12 protein-coding genes are annotated in these 15,040 nt (G+C 47.9%); 5 read left to right on the forward strand and 7 right to left on the reverse strand.

The annotated features are described in order from the left end of the window. Positions 1 to 415: hypothetical protein (locus HMPREF9140_RS10635; RefSeq protein ID WP_216593051.1), on the forward strand; the 415-nt coding region annotated here is incomplete at its 5' end. A 63-nt stretch (positions 416 to 478) separates the two neighbouring features. Here the strand turns inward: HMPREF9140_RS10635 and HMPREF9140_RS00745 are convergent. From HMPREF9140_RS00745 to HMPREF9140_RS00760, 4 genes are read right to left on the reverse strand one after another with little or no spacing between them, the layout of a single operon-like run. Then, positions 479 to 1,492, reverse strand: a complete 1,014-nt coding sequence (locus HMPREF9140_RS00745; RefSeq protein WP_006951074.1) for a glycosyltransferase family 2 protein — start codon at positions 1,490 to 1,492, stop codon at positions 479 to 481. Continuing rightward, positions 1,489 to 2,832, reverse strand: a complete 1,344-nt coding sequence (gene mtaB / locus HMPREF9140_RS00750) for a tRNA (N(6)-L-threonylcarbamoyladenosine(37)-C(2))-methylthiotransferase MtaB (RefSeq protein WP_006951075.1) — start codon at positions 2,830 to 2,832, stop codon at positions 1,489 to 1,491. Before mtaB ends, HMPREF9140_RS00745 begins: the two co-directional genes overlap by 4 nt. Continuing rightward, complete coding sequence (locus HMPREF9140_RS00755; protein ID WP_006951076.1) at positions 2,829 to 3,944, reverse strand: metallophosphoesterase; 1,116 nt, start codon at positions 3,942 to 3,944, stop codon at positions 2,829 to 2,831. The genes mtaB and HMPREF9140_RS00755 overlap by 4 nt, the downstream gene beginning before the upstream one ends. A 4-nt stretch (positions 3,945 to 3,948) precedes the next feature. Beyond that, the gene (locus tag HMPREF9140_RS00760; RefSeq protein ID WP_006951077.1) at positions 3,949 to 5,406 is read right to left on the reverse strand and encodes an MATE family efflux transporter; all 1,458 of its coding nucleotides are present in this window, start codon (positions 5,404 to 5,406) and stop codon (positions 3,949 to 3,951) included. A 53-nt stretch (positions 5,407 to 5,459) separates the two neighbouring features. Between HMPREF9140_RS00760 and HMPREF9140_RS00765 the strand changes: the two genes are divergently transcribed. The 4 genes from HMPREF9140_RS00765 (at position 5,460) to HMPREF9140_RS00780 (ending at position 11,013) form a co-directional block, all read left to right on the forward strand. After that, positions 5,460 to 6,125, forward strand: coding sequence for a hypothetical protein (locus tag HMPREF9140_RS00765; protein WP_006951078.1), 666 nt, complete (start codon positions 5,460 to 5,462; stop codon positions 6,123 to 6,125). Between the two features lie 622 nt (positions 6,126 to 6,747). Beyond that, a complete protein-coding gene (gene tig, locus HMPREF9140_RS00770; protein WP_006951080.1) occupies positions 6,748 to 8,115 on the forward strand; it encodes a trigger factor in 1,368 nt (455 codons plus the stop codon). A 213-nt stretch (positions 8,116 to 8,328) separates the two neighbouring features. Further along, a complete protein-coding gene (locus tag HMPREF9140_RS00775; RefSeq protein WP_006951081.1) occupies positions 8,329 to 10,524 on the forward strand; it encodes a polyribonucleotide nucleotidyltransferase in 2,196 nt (731 codons plus the stop codon). 36 nt (positions 10,525 to 10,560) lie between these two features. Next, positions 10,561 to 11,013 (forward strand): copper resistance protein NlpE N-terminal domain-containing protein, encoded by a 453-nt coding sequence (locus HMPREF9140_RS00780; RefSeq protein ID WP_006951082.1) that lies wholly within the window; start codon positions 10,561 to 10,563, stop codon positions 11,011 to 11,013. A 251-nt stretch (positions 11,014 to 11,264) separates the two neighbouring features. Here HMPREF9140_RS00780 and HMPREF9140_RS00785 read toward each other — a convergent pair whose 3' ends face one another. Genes HMPREF9140_RS00785 through HMPREF9140_RS00795 form a run of 3 tightly spaced genes read right to left on the reverse strand, consistent with a single transcriptional unit; the run spans position 11,265 to position 14,900 of the window. Then, the gene (locus tag HMPREF9140_RS00785) at positions 11,265 to 12,815 is read right to left on the reverse strand and encodes an MBOAT family O-acyltransferase (protein ID WP_006951083.1); all 1,551 of its coding nucleotides are present in this window, start codon (positions 12,813 to 12,815) and stop codon (positions 11,265 to 11,267) included. Positions 12,816 to 12,819: 4 nt separating this feature from the next. Then, positions 12,820 to 14,220, reverse strand: coding sequence for a GDSL-type esterase/lipase family protein (locus tag HMPREF9140_RS00790; RefSeq protein WP_006951087.1), 1,401 nt, complete (start codon positions 14,218 to 14,220; stop codon positions 12,820 to 12,822). Between the two features lie 53 nt (positions 14,221 to 14,273). Then, the gene (locus tag HMPREF9140_RS00795) at positions 14,274 to 14,900 is read right to left on the reverse strand and encodes a TetR/AcrR family transcriptional regulator (protein WP_006951089.1); all 627 of its coding nucleotides are present in this window, start codon (positions 14,898 to 14,900) and stop codon (positions 14,274 to 14,276) included. Between the last annotated feature and the right edge of the window lie 140 nt (positions 14,901 to 15,040).

Here is a 15,040-nt window from a genome sequence, read left to right on the forward strand (position 1 = left end):
CCGGATTGCGGCGTTCCGGGTCTTCGAAAGCCTTTTTATTGCCGGATTGCGGCGTTCCAGGGCTTCGAAAGCCTTTTTATTGCCGGATTGCGGCGTTCCGGGTCTTCGAAAGCCTTTTTATTGCCGGATTGCGGCGTTCCAGGGCTTCGAAAGCCTTTTTATTGCCGGATTGCGGCGTTCCGGGGCCTCGAAAGCCTTTTTGTTGCCGGATTGCGACGTTCCGAGGCCTCGAAAGCCTTTTTATTGTCGGATTGCGACGTTCCGGGTCTTCGAAAGCCTTTTTATTGCCGGATTGCGACGTTCCGAGGCCTCGAAAGCCTTTTTATTGCCGGATTGCGACGTTCCGAGGCTTCGAAAGCCTTTTTGTTGCCGGATTGCGACGTTCCGGGTCTTCGAATGTTGTTTGGCTTTCTGATATGCCGTTTTTTTATTTCGAAATGGTGGTTGCGGCGAAGATGTTTTGCGTTTGCCGGGTGGGTTACGATGGGAGGTCGTCGAACTTCTTGTGACCTTTTATATAATACTCCCACAAGATGGAGTAGGGCTTTCGTCCGTCGTTGGAATCGGCTTGGGATGTCGTTTCGCATGAGGGGTCGCGGAACGTGGTTCGCCATTTCTTGAATGCACGGCGGGCGCGGAAGATAGCTAGGAAATCGCCTGTGTTGCGGTTGAGAATCAGGGTTCCGAAAGCGGCTAGATAGTCGAGGAAGAAACGGATTCGCATAACGCTGCGGAGTTCGCTCTTTGGGAGGTTCTTCCAAAGCATGGTGAGGTTGTTTCGGAAGTTGAGGAATGTTTTCTGCGGGTTCGATTTGGGCAATGTTCCGCCGCCGAGGTGGAACACGTGGCTCTCGGGGAAGCAGAATATTTTTCGTCCCATGAGATGCAGTCGCCAGCAGAGGTCGATTTCTTCGTTGTGGGCGAAGAACCGGCCATCGAGCCCGCCTGCTGCCCAATAGTCGGCCGAGCGAATCATGAGGCATGCGCCGGTTGCCCAGAGCACCTGCTGTCGGTTGTCGTACTGGCCGTTGTCGTCTTCGAGGGTTTCGAAGAGTCGACCGCGACAGAATGGATATCCGTATTTGTCGATGAATCCGCCCGACGCGCCGGCATATTCGAAGGCATCGTTGTCGGCCATGGACAGTAGCTTGGGCTGACAGGCGGCTATGTCGGCATGAACATCCATTTCTTCTATGAGCGGCGTTAGCCAGTGATGAGTCACTAGCACGTCGCTGTTGAGCAGTACGTAGTATTTGCTCTCAATCTGGCTGAGGGCTCGATTATAACCTTCGGCGAAACCGTAGTTTCGGTCAAGCGCTATGGTTCGCAGATTGGGATAGTTGTTGCGCAGCCACTCGAGGGAGTCGTCGGTCGATGCATTGTCGGCCACGATTACTTCGGCATCCTCGCGCGAGAACTCCAATACTGTGGGTAGATACTTGGCCAGCATATTACGGCCGTTCCAGTTGAGAATCACTATTGCTACTTTCATATTATTTCTGCTTTCAGGGCTGATTTATCGAAATTGAAGTCGCCGAGCCGTACGGCGATTATCTGATTGTCGTATTCCTCTTTCGTTCTATCTGGCGAGAGTTCTACGCGAATGTAGTTGTCGGTAAAGCCGTGCATGGCTTTGCCCTTGATTGATTTCTCGAAAAGTACGCTGGCCTCGCAACCGATGTGTGAGGCATAAAACTGCTGGGTTTTGCGGTCGGAGAGCTCGATGAGCCGGTGTGCCCGACGTTTCTTCTCGCGCTCGTCGACAATATGCGGGATGGAGAGCGCTGTCGTGCCCGGGCGTTCGGAGTAGGGGAACACGTGGAGCTGAGTTACCGGCAGCGATTCAATAAAGTTGAACGATGCCTCAAAATGTTCGGGTAGTTCGCCGCGACATCCCACCATTACGTCCACGCCGATGAATGCGTGGGGCATAAGCTTCTTTATGAGCTCAATTTTATGAGCAAATAGAGCCGTGTCGTAGCGGCGGTGCATCAGCTTAAGCACCTCGTCGGAACCACTTTGGAGCGGAATGTGGAAGTGGGGCATGAAGGCGCGCGAGCGGGCGCAGAAATCAATTAATTCGTCGGTGAGCAGGTTGGGTTCGATTGAACTTATTCTGAATCGTTCTATTCCCTCCACATCTCTGTCGAGTGCTTCAACCAGGCGGTAGAATGTTTCGCCCGAGTCGGTTCTGAAGTCGCCGATATTCACGCCGGTGAGCACAATCTCTTTCCCGCCTTCGCTTGCTGCCTCGCGAGCCTGCTCTACGAGCGATGCTATACTGGGATTGCGTGAGAAACCTCTTGCAAAAGGAATGGTACAGTAGGTGCAGAAATAATTGCATCCATCCTGTACCTTGAGAAAATAGCGAGTTCGATTGCCGCGCGAACAGCTGGGCTGAAACGATTTAATGTTCTTCGTGCTTACAGTGTGATGGGCGTGCAAACTGCCGTCGGTGGGCTTGGAATTCCACGCGTTGCTGAGATATTGAATCAGATCGGCCTTTTCATTGCTGCCCAAAACCAGATCTACGCCGGGAATCTGTGCCACCGTTTCGCTCTCGAGCTGGGCATAACACCCCGTGACAATTATGAAAGCCTTAGGATTGAGGCGCACCATCTTGTTGATTGCCTGCCGGCACTTGTGGTTGGCAACCTCGGTTACCGAACACGTGTTGATGAGGCAAATGTCGGCCTGCTCATCTTTGGAAGCCTCGGTGACACCCATATCGAACAGGCAACGGGCGAAGGTGCTTGTTTCCGAGAAGTTGAGTTTGCATCCCAGCGTGTAGAATCGCGCCGTTTTGCCTTGGAATATAGCCGAATCAATCATTTTGCAGTTGAGTTTATCTCGGCCACAACATATTCGGAGCGTGTGCCGATGCGGAATTTCCCACCCCATATTCCGATGCCCGACGAAACATAATAGTCGGTTTTGCCTTTACGGAGCGAACCGAATGCATCTTCGTATATCAAATCCTCAATCCAGCTGATGGGCCATACTTGTCCGTAGTGCGTGTGTCCGGAGAACTGGAAGTTTATACCGGCCTGCTCGGCTTCTTCAAGATGATAGGGTTGATGGTCGAGCAAGATGGAATATGCACCGAAAGGGGCATTTTCCAAGAGTTGGGCAACACTTTTGCGATTAGGATTGGTTCGGTCGTCGCGCCCGATAATCGCTATCGTGTCCTTAGACGGGAGCGAAACTGTGGCCACACTGTCGATGAGCAGATTTATGCCGGCCTCGCTGTAGAATCGAATCGACTCATTCCTGCCGGTCATATATTCATGATTGCCCAGGCATGCATAAATGGGTGCGTTGAGCCGACGAAACTCCTGTTGCATGTTCTGTCGTCGCACGATACCGATATTCCCGTCAAGAATATCGCCTGCAATAAGAATTAGGTCGGGCCGTTCGGCGTTCACCTTGTCTACCCATTTACGGAACTCATCCACCTGGTTTGGATAGCCGAGATGCAGATCGCTCATCATGACTATGCGCACCGGCTTCTTCAATATAGCAGGCGTTTCAAGCTTGAGGTCTACCCGTGCTTTGTTGTAATAATGCAGGTTGCCATAAAGGAATATCCCGAAAATCGTAACGAACACCGCGATGCTGCCCGCCCAACTGTTGTATAGCAAGCTCTTAGGAATAAGATGAACCAGCCTGCCCAGGTCGAGAACGATGAAAAGCATGGCCATGTAGAGACCGATGAAGATAGATGATGAGCCAACAGTGTAGAGCATCGTGGCCAAAGTAGCGGGCTTATTGTCGAGCCCGAAGATGAAGTTGGTGAAAAGCAGCACAACAGAGAGTGCCATTAACGCAACCGCAATCCACTTACACATTACGGGAAGTGGAAGAATCTGCCAAACATGCCACCCTACATACGTGCATGCCGAAAGCATTACAATGAGTATTATTATCCCGAAACCAAAGTTCATAAAATCAATCTTTTATAGTTACACAATTTTGAGTTATTCTGAACCGTGCCCAGAGCAATTGGACTATTCCGCGCATGGCCAGAAAGAGCAGAAAGGCCAGCCATAAACCGCTGTTGCCTATTGAGTCGCGGGTGAGAAAGTAGACGGCGAAAAAGCATGCCGCTGCCAAAACCGATGAGACAAGCATACCTTTCGTGGCGGTGAGACCGATAAAAATTCCGTCCATGATAAAGGCCGTTACGCCGGCCAACGGAATGAGCCAAACCAGCGGTAAATAAGGTTCGGCTGCTTCGATAACCTGCCTTTGGTCGGTGAGAAGTACAAGGAAATTTCTACCGCCTATGGCATAAACTGCAGTGAAAAGAACTGTCATCAATCCGCCGAAAACGAACAGTCGGCGGGCAACATCTTTCAATCCGTGCCAGTCGCTTGCTCCGTAGTATTTCCCGCTGAGAGCCTCGCCGGCATAGGCGAATCCGTCCATCACATACGAGAAGAGCGTGAACATTGTCATCAGTAGAGTGTTCACGGCCAACATAGTGGCTCCTTGTCGTCCGCCGGCACTTGTGAAAGCCGTGTTCACTGCAACGAGACACAGGGTTCTGAAAAATATGTCGCTGTTCACGCTGAAGAATCGCTTCCACGCCTGAAGCTGTTTTATGGCTTTGCCGACATGTCTCGCTTGCCTGTCGGATGTCGGAATCTTGTGCCTAATTTCTTGCCAGGCCAGCGCCATTGCAATCGCGAACCCACTCCATTGCGCAACTAGCGTTCCTGTGGCTACTCCTTCTATTTTCCATTCGAACCCTAATACCAGCAGCAACGACACTGCTATGTTTACTACATTTTGCAGGATGGCCACCAGCATTGGCGCTCGGGTGTTTTGCATGCCCACGAACCAGCCAGTGAGACTATAGAGACCCAACATGGCCGGAGCGCCGAAAACAACGATGTGATAATATTCCATCACTGCTTCTGCTGCTGTTTTGGGTGTATTCATGAGCTGCATCATTATAGGGCCAACCCATTTGCCGGTTGCGATGAGTATGAATCCTATTCCGAGTCCGATGGCGAGCGACCTTGTCAGCACGCGCAAGCATTCCTGCCAATTATTCTGCCCATAGGATTGCGCTGCCAATCCGCCGGTTCCCATACGGAGAAAGTTCAGAACCCAGTAGGTTACGTTGAAAATCATCGTTCCGATGGCAATGGCTCCGATATAGCTTTCGTTTCCAATGTGTCCAACGATGGCCAAATCAACCAGTCCAAGCAGCGGCACGGTTATATTACTGACTATCGACGGCAGTGCAAGATTCAATATTTCTTTATCTCTGACTCTGATTTTCACACCGCAAAAGTACGAAATAAAGAAAGTTATATTGTTCTGGACTACTTCCTTACCAATGCTCGGTACGCTCTGGAACTTAGTATGGGCTTGGTTTCTTATGGTGCTATTCAACATTATCTCCGTAACTTTGGCTGCGTCAATAATAAAGAAAAAGAGAGGACACACCCATGATTACGCAAGACAACTTCAACAAAGAATTCGCTGACCCGATAGAGGAACGGCAAATTCGCCATTTCGTATGCAAAGAAATGTCGCGGCAAATTCATCGCTACATCAAAGCCATGCGCGGAAGCAAACAGCAGATGTTGCGCTTCGAAGAGCACCTTGGCGATATGACGCTCGAAGAGAAAGAGCAGGCAATTGCGCGATATATCGACCTGAATCGGAAGGTGCTTCACGGACTAGACATGAAAGTGGTTTTGGCCAGGGCAATGGCAAACTATTCGGACACCTATGATTTTCTGCTAACGCTTCTGAACGACAACGACCGTATGGAGCGTTATTTGGCGCTGATTCGCGAACTCTATATTCAATACCACGAAGTAATTGAGCGCGATGGCTTATTCGGCATCCTCGACCACCGAGGGAAAACCATTCTCAGTCCGAAATATGAGTTCCTCAGAACGTGCTATGTATATGTTGACGACCTGCGTACGATGCCCATTATTGCACAGCTCAACGGTAAGATGGGCCTAGTTAGCCCGGACGGTAGCGAGTCGATAGTTGCACCTTTTATATACGACAGTATTGCTCTGCGCGACGAACCGCCATATTTTGAAGTTCGGCGCGACGGCAAAACACTCCTGCTAACAACCGACGGCGTGGAGAAATAAGTCAAGCACAGGTTTCATAATAATATAAAGTATCCTCCTCGAAGGGGGATACCTTTTTAATTACCTCTATCAGAAACTACGGCAGGAAAAAAGCTCTTGAAATGCCGTTCCACCGGTTCGAAAACTGCAATAGAGTTGTTGGATATGATTTCGAACCGTTCGCCGCCTAGAAAAATGCCCTTTTGCTCTCGTCGAACCATTCGCCAGCAATAAAAAACCATTTTTTGCCCCGTCGAACTGTTCGCTGCCTAGAAAAATGCCCTTTTACCCTCGTCGAACCATTCGCCAGCAATAAAAAACCATTTTTTTGCTCCGTCGAACCATTCGCCGCCTAGAAAAATACTCTTTTACCCTCGTCGAACCATTCGCCAGCAATAAAAAACCATTTTTTTGCTCCGTCGAATCATTCGCCGCCGAGAAAAAATATTGCTTGTCGGGAAATGCGAATACAACAGCCGGAGATTATCCATCTCCCCCTTTCGCTGGCAGAACGTCAGGCCCATTGCAAAGCATCCAAAAAAAACACTACCTTTGCCACCCAAAGTCAGGCAAATAAACCGTTTCAGCTGACATAACGCAAAGTTCTTTGCAAGAATAATCAAATAAAATAAATACTCCAGAGATGAAAATTTCATTCGAAAATCCCGACAAAATAAATGGTCTGCTGACCATGACAGTCGAGGAAGCAGATTACAAAAACGAGGTCGAAAAAACACTCAAAGACTATCGCAAACGTGCCAACATCCCCGGCTTCCGTCCCGGTCAGGTACCGATGGGAATGATTAAACGGCAGATAGGCTCGCAGGTGAAAGTCGACGCCATAAACAAAGTTCTCGGCGAACAATTGAATAAATACATTGTCGACAATAAAATAGAAATGCTTGGCCAGCCACTACCATCAGAAAGCCAGCAACAGGTGGATTTGGATGGTGAAGCACCGTATGAATTTAAATTCGATATCGCCGTAGCACCCGAATTCAAGCTCGAAATGAGCAAGAAGGATAAAATAAAATACTACGAAATAACCGTCGACGATAAGATGGTCAACGACCAGATTGAAATCTTCAGAGACCGGGCCGGACACTATGACAAGGTGACCGAATATGACCCCGAACAAAGAGACATGCTAAAGGGAGACCTTCGCGAACTCGACGAAAAAGGCAACACTCTCGAAGGGGGAGTAGTTGTTGAAGGAGCTGTGATGATGCCCACATTCTTAAAAGATGATTCGCAAAAGAAACTTTTCGATGGCGCTAAACAGGGCGATATCATAACATTCAACCCATGGGAGGCAAACTCGGGAAACGAAAGCGAACTGATGTCGCTTCTCAAAATAGAACGCAGCGAAGTGGCTAACCACAAAGGCAATTTCTCGTACCAAATAACCGAGATTACACGCTTTGTAAAGGCCGATAACAACAAAGAACTTTGGGACAGCATTTACGGAGAAGAGGCCGGAATAAACGACGAACAGGCCTTCAGAGAAAAAATATCCCAAGGAATAGCCCAACAACTTGTTGAAAATTCAGAGTTCCGATTCATGCAAGATTTGCAGGCCTATTGCTATAAGAAAGTAGGCAAACTGCAATTCCCAGACACTATTCTCAAACGAATCATGCTTGCCAACAACAAAGACAAAGGCCAAGAATTCGTCGATAAAAACTACGAGGATAGTTTGAAAGTGCTCACCAATCATATCATCGAAGAGAAACTCGCCGAAGCACATAACGTCAAAATCGATGGAAACGACATTCGCGAAGTAGCTCGTAATTCGGCCCGTGCCCAGTTCATGCAATTCGGAATGACCAACGTAACCGACGAAATGCTAAACAAATATGCCGACGAGATTCTCAAAAAGAAAGAAAACGTCGACTCATTCGTTGAAACAGCCCGTAGTCGGAAGGTAGCTTTGGCTCTTAAAGACGTAGTGACGCTCAAAAAAGAATCCATCACATTCGATGAATTTCAAAAGCTCGAAAATCCGAAATAGAAACTGTTCGTAACATATCTTACGTTAGGAATCTGCTCTCCCACAACGGGAAACAGATTCCTTTTTCGTAGGGTTAGACATTTAATCGGTATCTTTGTGCGATTTTATTTCAAAAGGTAGCAAACCAATCGTCTCCCTCGAAACAGCAAGGTGCGAATGAAGAAACTATCGCTGATGTAGGTCAAAACAATAAAGTATTTTTTTAGATTTTAGATGAACGTAATTAAGAAAACAGTTCAATTGCCAGATGGAAGAACCATCTCTATTGAAACCGGAAAGGTTGCAAAACAAGCCGACGGCTCGGCTATGTTGAGAATGGGCAATACGGTGCTCCTCGCAACAGTTTGTGCAGCCAAAGAGGCAGTTCCGGGAACCGACTTCATGCCTTTGCAAGTAGATTATCGCGAGCAATATGCTGCCGCAGGCCGCTTCCCAGGCGGATTCACCAAACGCGAGGGCAAAGCCAACGACGACGAAATCCTCACATCGCGTCTTGTAGACCGAGTGCTACGTCCGCTCTTTCCGGCCGACTATCACACGGAAGTTTATGTGAACGTACTTTTGCTTTCCGCCGATGGAGTAGAACAACCCGATGCACTTGCAGGATTTGCAGCATCGGCAGCCATGGCGGCGTCCAATATACCAATTGAATTCCCCATTTCAGAAGTTCGTGTGGCACGTATCAACGGTGAATACGTAATCGACCCAACATTCGAACAAATGAAAGAAGCTGATATGGACATCATGGTGGGAGCAACCAAAGACAATATCATGATGGTTGAAGGCGAAATGAAAGAAGTGTCCGAGCAAGACCTAATCAACGCCCTCAAAGTGGCACACGAAGCCATTAAACCCATGTGCGAACTGCAGGAAGAACTCTCGAAGGAACTCGGAACCGACGTTAAGCGCGAATACAACGACGAAACAAACGATGAAGAACTCCGCGAACAGGTACGCAAGGAAACCTATGACGCATGCTATGCTGAAGCACAGAGCGGAGATGCTGACAAAAAACATCGCGAGGAAGTCTACGATAAAATTAAAACAGATTTCATAGAGGCTTACGATGCTGCACACACTGACCTCAGCGAAGATGAACTCGAAGAGAAACACGCACAAATCGATCGATACTTCTCCGATGTGCAACGCGACTCAATGCGCCGCAGCGTACTCGATACCGGAAAACGAATGGATGGACGTGCAACTGATGAGATCCGCCCCATCTGGTGCGAAACCGAACCACTTCCAATGCCCCACGGAAGCTCGCTCTTCCAGCGCGGTGAAACAATGTCGCTCTCAACTTGTACACTTGGTACTAAGCTCGACGAAAAAATGGTTGACAACGTACTCGATAAAAGCTATCAACGATTCCTGCTTCACTACAACTTCCCGCCATTCTGCACCGGCGAAGCCAAAGCACAGCGTGGAGTTGGTAGGCGCGAAATAGGCCACGGTCATCTGGCATGGAGAGGCTTGAAAGGTCAGATCCCAGCTGATTTCCCATACACTATTCGCCTTGTTAGCACCATTCTAGAGTCTAACGGCTCATCGTCCATGGCGACAGTTTGCGCCGGAACTCTAGCTTTGATGGATGCTGGTGTGCCAATGCAGAAACCGGTGTCCGGAATTGCAATGGGTCTCATCAAAAACCCTGGCGAAGACAAATACGCTATATTGAGCGATATCTTGGGCGATGAAGACCACTTGGGTGATATGGACTTCAAAACAACCGGAACAAAAGACGGTTTAACAGCCACCCAAATGGATATCAAGTGCGATGGGCTCTCATTCGAAATTCTCGAAAAAGCTCTCATGCAAGCCAAAGCCGGTCGTGAACACATCCTTGGAAAAATGCTCGAAACCATCTCCGAGCCACGCCAGGAAATGAAACCGCAAGTACCGCGCATCATAACATTCGAAATTCCAAAAGAATTCATCGGTGCAGTCATTGGTCCGGGTGGAAAAATAATCCAGCAAATGCAGGAAGACACAGGTTCAACTATCACCATCGACGAAACCGACGGAGTGGGCAAAGTTCAAGTGTCAGCACCCAACAAAGAATCTATCGACGCAGCCATAGCCAAGATAAAGGCAATCGTGGCCATACCCGAAGTAGGCGAAGTTTACGACGGAACAGTGCGCTCAATTATGCCATACGGATGCTTCGTGGAAATACTTCCAGGAAAAGACGGATTGTTGCATATCTCGGAACTAGACTGGAAACGACTCGAAACTGTAGAAGAAACCGGCCTGAGGGAAGGCGACAAGATAAAAGTCAAACTGCTTGACATTGACCCTAAGACCGGAAAATATAAACTCTCGCACCGCTGCCTACTTCCCAAACCGGAAGGATACGTTGAACCTCAACGACGTCCAAGAGGCGAGCGGCACGGCAGAAGCGAACGCTAAATGCGAATATTAATATTTAAAAACAAAGAAAAGATTATGAAGAAAATTGTATTCATGGTTGCTGCATGCGCCCTAATGGCCTCATGCAACTGCAACAACAAAACCAACTCAGCAGCAGGAAAAGCTGACAGTACCGCACAGGATTCTATGGCCACCGACTCGATGGTCTATGAAGGAACTGTTCCGGCAGCCGACATGGCAGGTATAAACTATCGTTTGGCCATCGCCCAGGATTCGTCCAAGAGCTTTGCCATCACGGAAACCTACATGAAGTCGGAAACCGACAAGGCCGGCAGTTTCTCCTATTCAGGTCAGTATAAGGAGCTCGACGGGAAGAACAACAAGAAGTACTATCAGCTTGCCACCGGCAAAGGCGATACTCTCACGTTCCTTCTGCTGAACGACTCTGCTCTCCGCATGGTGTCTAACAACCTAGAGGAGCCCGACAGCAAATCAGGTTTGAACTACGACCTCAAGCTGAAGAAGTAAATTCTCTTTTCGTGCGCTTCCCCCACTGCGGGAAGCGTACGAGATATCTAATTCAAAACCCGTTGCGAATTACGAAATTCGTCAACGGGTTTTGTTTTTTTGTACCCGGTCGGTGAAGCATTGTCAAAATTGAGAGGCAATCTTGCTCTGACAAGTGTCCTTAATTGCGTTAGAATAAAATTGTCCCGCCGATGGGGGAATTCTCGGCAGGACGATAGGATGGAATAAAAAACAAAAACGTGGGGAGAGGATTAGAACTGGAAATATATGAAGGGCTGAATTTCGGAGCTTTTCACTTGCATGATTATGAATATCACGATGGTTATGGCAATGGCTGAGAAGAATACGCCGCCACGCTGCAATATGCCAACGAATCGAGTTTCGAGTTTAGCGGGTATCCAGTGACTCACAAGGGCTAGAGCCATGAGTATGAATACATATTTGTAGGCCTCAAAGACGTCGGGCAGCAGGGCGAGATTAAACTTTTCGACTAGTTGTTTGAGCATTATCCACACGCTGTCGAAGTCTTTGCAGCGGAAGAATAGCCAGGTGAGGCATAGGGTGTGGAAGGTGAGGACAACGGAGATAAAGCGGCGCAGTCCGGTGGGATGATAGCGTCGGTCGTGGTGCATCACGGTTTGCGACCAGAATTTATGTATGCAAACGAGTAGGCCGTGCAGCGCGCCCCAAACTATGAAGTTGAGCGAGGCACCGTGCCATAGTCCGCAGGCGGTCATTGCAATCATTTGGTTGAGATACATGCGCCATTTTCCGTGTCGGTTTCCGCCCAATGATATGTAAACATAATCTCTTATCCATGTGGAGAGTGATATGTGCCAGCGTCGCCAGAAGTCGCTCATCGAGTCGGCCTTGAATGGGGCGTCAAAATTGGCGGGAAGCTTAAATCCGAGTAGGAGGGAGATTCCGATGGCTATGTCGGAATAGCCGGAGAAGTCGCAATAAATCTGGAAGCAATAGCCGTAGATACCTAGTAGGATTTCGCCTCCGGAGAAGAGTGTGGGGTTGTCGAACACGCGGTCGACGAAGTTTTGTGCGATGTAGTCGGATATGACAGCTTTCTTGAATAATCCGATGATGATGAGATACACGGCTCGGGCGAACATGTCCTTGCTTATGTGTAGAGGTTTACGTATTTGCGGACCGAAGTCGGTTGCGCGAACAATTGGTCCGGCGAGGATTGTGGGGAAGAAGCTAACGTGGAATGCGTAGTCGAGCAGGCTTGTCATTGGAGGCATTTTACCACGATAGACGTCGATGGTGTAGGACACGGATTTGAAGGTGAAGAAGCTGATTCCGACGGGTAGGAATATGTCCCACGGCTGGAAGTTCGAGCCTATCATTTGTGCCACCATCCCGGTGAAGAAGTTGGTGTATTTGAAATAGGCTAGCATGCCCATGTCGATGAGTAAGCTCAGAACTAGCCAGGCTCGTTTGTGTTTTGCGCTGGCTGCTATTCGGTGGGCTATTCCGTAGTCGGTGAGTGTCACGAAGACGAGCAGGAGGAAGTATAGTCCGCTGCTTTTATAGAAGAAATAGTAGGAGAATAGCGTTACGAATAGGAGTCGCGCCGTGAGTTGTTTTCGGAGTACGAAATAGGCGAGTGCGAATGCTAGGAACACGAATAAGAATGTGCCCGATGAGAATAGCAGCGGTTCGCGTGGGTCGTACCCCAGCATAGGTGGCAGTTTCGAGATGTCGATGGTGTTGAAATAGTTTGCGAATCCGTTGAGAATTGCGCAAAAGATGTTTTCAATGAGTTCGAGTATGTTATCTGGGTTCATTGCTCTAATTGTTGTAGTTCTGCCGTCGAGCGTAGTTTTGTTGTCCTGCTACGATTGAGTTGTATATTCTTTTTGCGACATATTTGCCGCCTTTGTAGTTGATGTGCACATAGTCTTTGGTTCCCATTCCGTTTTGATCTACTATCCGCATCATTGTTCCTGGGCCTCCCATTGCGTGAAAGAGGCTGTAGAAGCCTACTTTGCAGTCGGAGGCAAGTTTTTCCTGATATCCGGCAAGCATTTCGATTCCGCGCATTGTTCCGTTGGGCATTCTTTTGGAGCCGCGGTCGGGAGTGCTTACGACGAGTATGCTTGCTTTCGGGAAACTGTTGCGGAAGTGCATCACTACGGTTTTCATGTTGGCGACATAGCGTTTGAGATTGTCGGAGGTTACTTTCTCGCCGATTACATTTACTCCGAATTGCAGTACGATTAGGTCGTAGGGGCGAATCTCGGCAAACTGTTTCAGCATTGATTGGGGTAGTCGGGCGAGGGTGGTTCCGCTGGAGCCGCGCATGCTGAAATTGTCTATCACTACTCCTTTCTCGGATTCTTGTGCGGTTCCGAAGAGAATTGTGTTGCGGCCGTTCACTTTTATGTTGGCCATGGATGTAAACTCGGGTGAGAGGGCTTCGACGTATTGTATTTTCGGTGATGCAGGCAGATTGAATTTCTTGTTACTGCCTGAATGTTGTATGATTACTGTGGCGCCTCCGCGTGAGCGAAGATAGAGTTTTGTGGAAGTCCATTTATCGGTGTGTGGATATTCGTGTGTACTGAAGGGGGTTAGTTTTATCTCGGCGTTACCTTTCATGGTGTAATATCGCTCGGCCAGTCCGGCTTCTGCAACATTATATCCTGCTGGTTTCTTTACCAGATGTTCGGTTAGTCCGGAGAATTTGTTTGTAACCACGTGTTTATATTGATTCAGTTCGTTGCCGGCGTCAATCCATCCTACTCCGTATCCGCCATATTTTTTTTGCAGCATTTCTCGGAGGTCGGCCAGGAGGATATCTCCTTCGATGAACGAGTCGCCATAGTATGCTATTCTCACTGGGTTGTTTTGTTTTTGTTTTTGTGCAAGTTGGGTTAGTTTGCTATAGAAGTTGTCCATTCCTCCGTCTGCTCCTTGCGAAAAGTCTAGTATTCGTTCGGTTCCTTTGGGCCATTTTTCTTTGAAGTTTACGATTCGGCCGTTTTTGTCGCGCACGATTATTTGCTTTGGTTTAGCAATTTTCGGCACTAGTTCTGTGGAGTTTTCTTTTTTGTTTGAAAGAGAACTCAGAATGTCTATCTCGCGTAGTTCCATTCCGCCTACTGTTGTTTTCGGCAAGAAATGAAGTAGCACTAAGAAGAACACAACCAGCACTGTCAGTGCTAGAGGTTTGTGGGCATTATCTTTCATTTAAAATTCGGAGTTATGAATCTTTTTACCTTAAAAATGTATGGAGCTTCTCACTAGAGTGTCGCTAGGAAGTTGTCGAGCTGTTGAACGCCTTTGGGGGTGCATATTCCGCGTACGTATAGAAGAATTGATGTTTTGAAGATTTCTTGGAAGTCGTATTTTTTGTACAGATAGTTGTTCATTATGAATTGTCCGGCGGCGTCGGTCAGCTGCGCAGCAATTTCATAGTTGATGTTCGGCAGAAAATAGCCCTCGTTTATGCCTCGTTTCACGAATTCCATGAGTATGTGTCTTTTCCTTTCATGCTTGTTTTTGATGTATTCCAACAGATGCGGATACTTATGGAGTTCTTCGAGGAAAGTTGGGTTTATTTTTCTAAGTTCTTCGGTCTTTTGTCTGTAGAGTTCAATTATTATGTCTATTACCGTGCTTCCGGGGGTGTCGATTTCCTGTAATTTTTTGTATTTCAGGTCTTCGTTCCGTTGTACAACCTCGAAAAGCAATTTTTCTTTGTTTTGATAGATTTCATAGAGCGTGCGTTTTGAGATTCGCAGCTTGTTGGCTATGTCGTCCATCTTTACCCGACGTATTCCATACTTGCAAAACAACTGGTGTGCTGCATTGAGAATCTTCTCTTTGAGCCTTAGCCTATAAGCATTTTTGATGTTAGTGGATTGCATGTGTGTCGGTGTTTATTTGCCGCAAAAGTAGCAATTCTTTATGGACAAATTGAGACCTCTACAACTAGTTTTAAGACGAATAGGGAGATTCTAACGTATCCAAAGTGTTTGAAAACGTCGCTGCTTTTTGGTTCGACCCG

The organism is Prevotella micans F0438, assembly GCF_000243035.1.
In the GTDB taxonomy this organism is placed as follows: domain Bacteria; phylum Bacteroidota; class Bacteroidia; order Bacteroidales; family Bacteroidaceae; genus Prevotella; species Prevotella micans.

What these genes read in the sequence shown, in the direction of transcription:
- HMPREF9140_RS00765 (WP_006951078.1), top strand. Translation starts at nt 5,460, where the DNA reads ATGATTACGCAAGACAACTTCAACAAAGAATTCGCTGACCCGATAGAG.
- HMPREF9140_RS00780 (WP_006951082.1), top strand. Translation starts at nt 10,561, where the DNA reads ATGAAGAAAATTGTATTCATGGTTGCTGCATGCGCCCTAATGGCCTCA.
- HMPREF9140_RS00745 (WP_006951074.1), bottom strand. Translation starts at nt 1,492, where the DNA reads ATGAAAGTAGCAATAGTGATTCTCAACTGGAACGGCCGTAATATGCTG.
- tig (WP_006951080.1), top strand. Translation starts at nt 6,748, where the DNA reads ATGAAAATTTCATTCGAAAATCCCGACAAAATAAATGGTCTGCTGACC.
- HMPREF9140_RS00785 (WP_006951083.1), bottom strand. Translation starts at nt 12,815, where the DNA reads ATGAACCCAGATAACATACTCGAACTCATTGAAAACATCTTTTGCGCA.
- HMPREF9140_RS00795 (WP_006951089.1), bottom strand. Translation starts at nt 14,900, where the DNA reads ATGCAATCCACTAACATCAAAAATGCTTATAGGCTAAGGCTCAAAGAG.
- HMPREF9140_RS00755 (WP_006951076.1), bottom strand. Translation starts at nt 3,944, where the DNA reads ATGAACTTTGGTTTCGGGATAATAATACTCATTGTAATGCTTTCGGCA.
- mtaB (WP_006951075.1), bottom strand. Translation starts at nt 2,832, where the DNA reads ATGATTGATTCGGCTATATTCCAAGGCAAAACGGCGCGATTCTACACG.
- HMPREF9140_RS00760 (WP_006951077.1), bottom strand. Translation starts at nt 5,406, where the DNA reads ATGTTGAATAGCACCATAAGAAACCAAGCCCATACTAAGTTCCAGAGC.
- HMPREF9140_RS00790 (WP_006951087.1), bottom strand. Translation starts at nt 14,220, where the DNA reads ATGAAAGATAATGCCCACAAACCTCTAGCACTGACAGTGCTGGTTGTG.
- HMPREF9140_RS00775 (WP_006951081.1), top strand. Translation starts at nt 8,329, where the DNA reads ATGAACGTAATTAAGAAAACAGTTCAATTGCCAGATGGAAGAACCATC.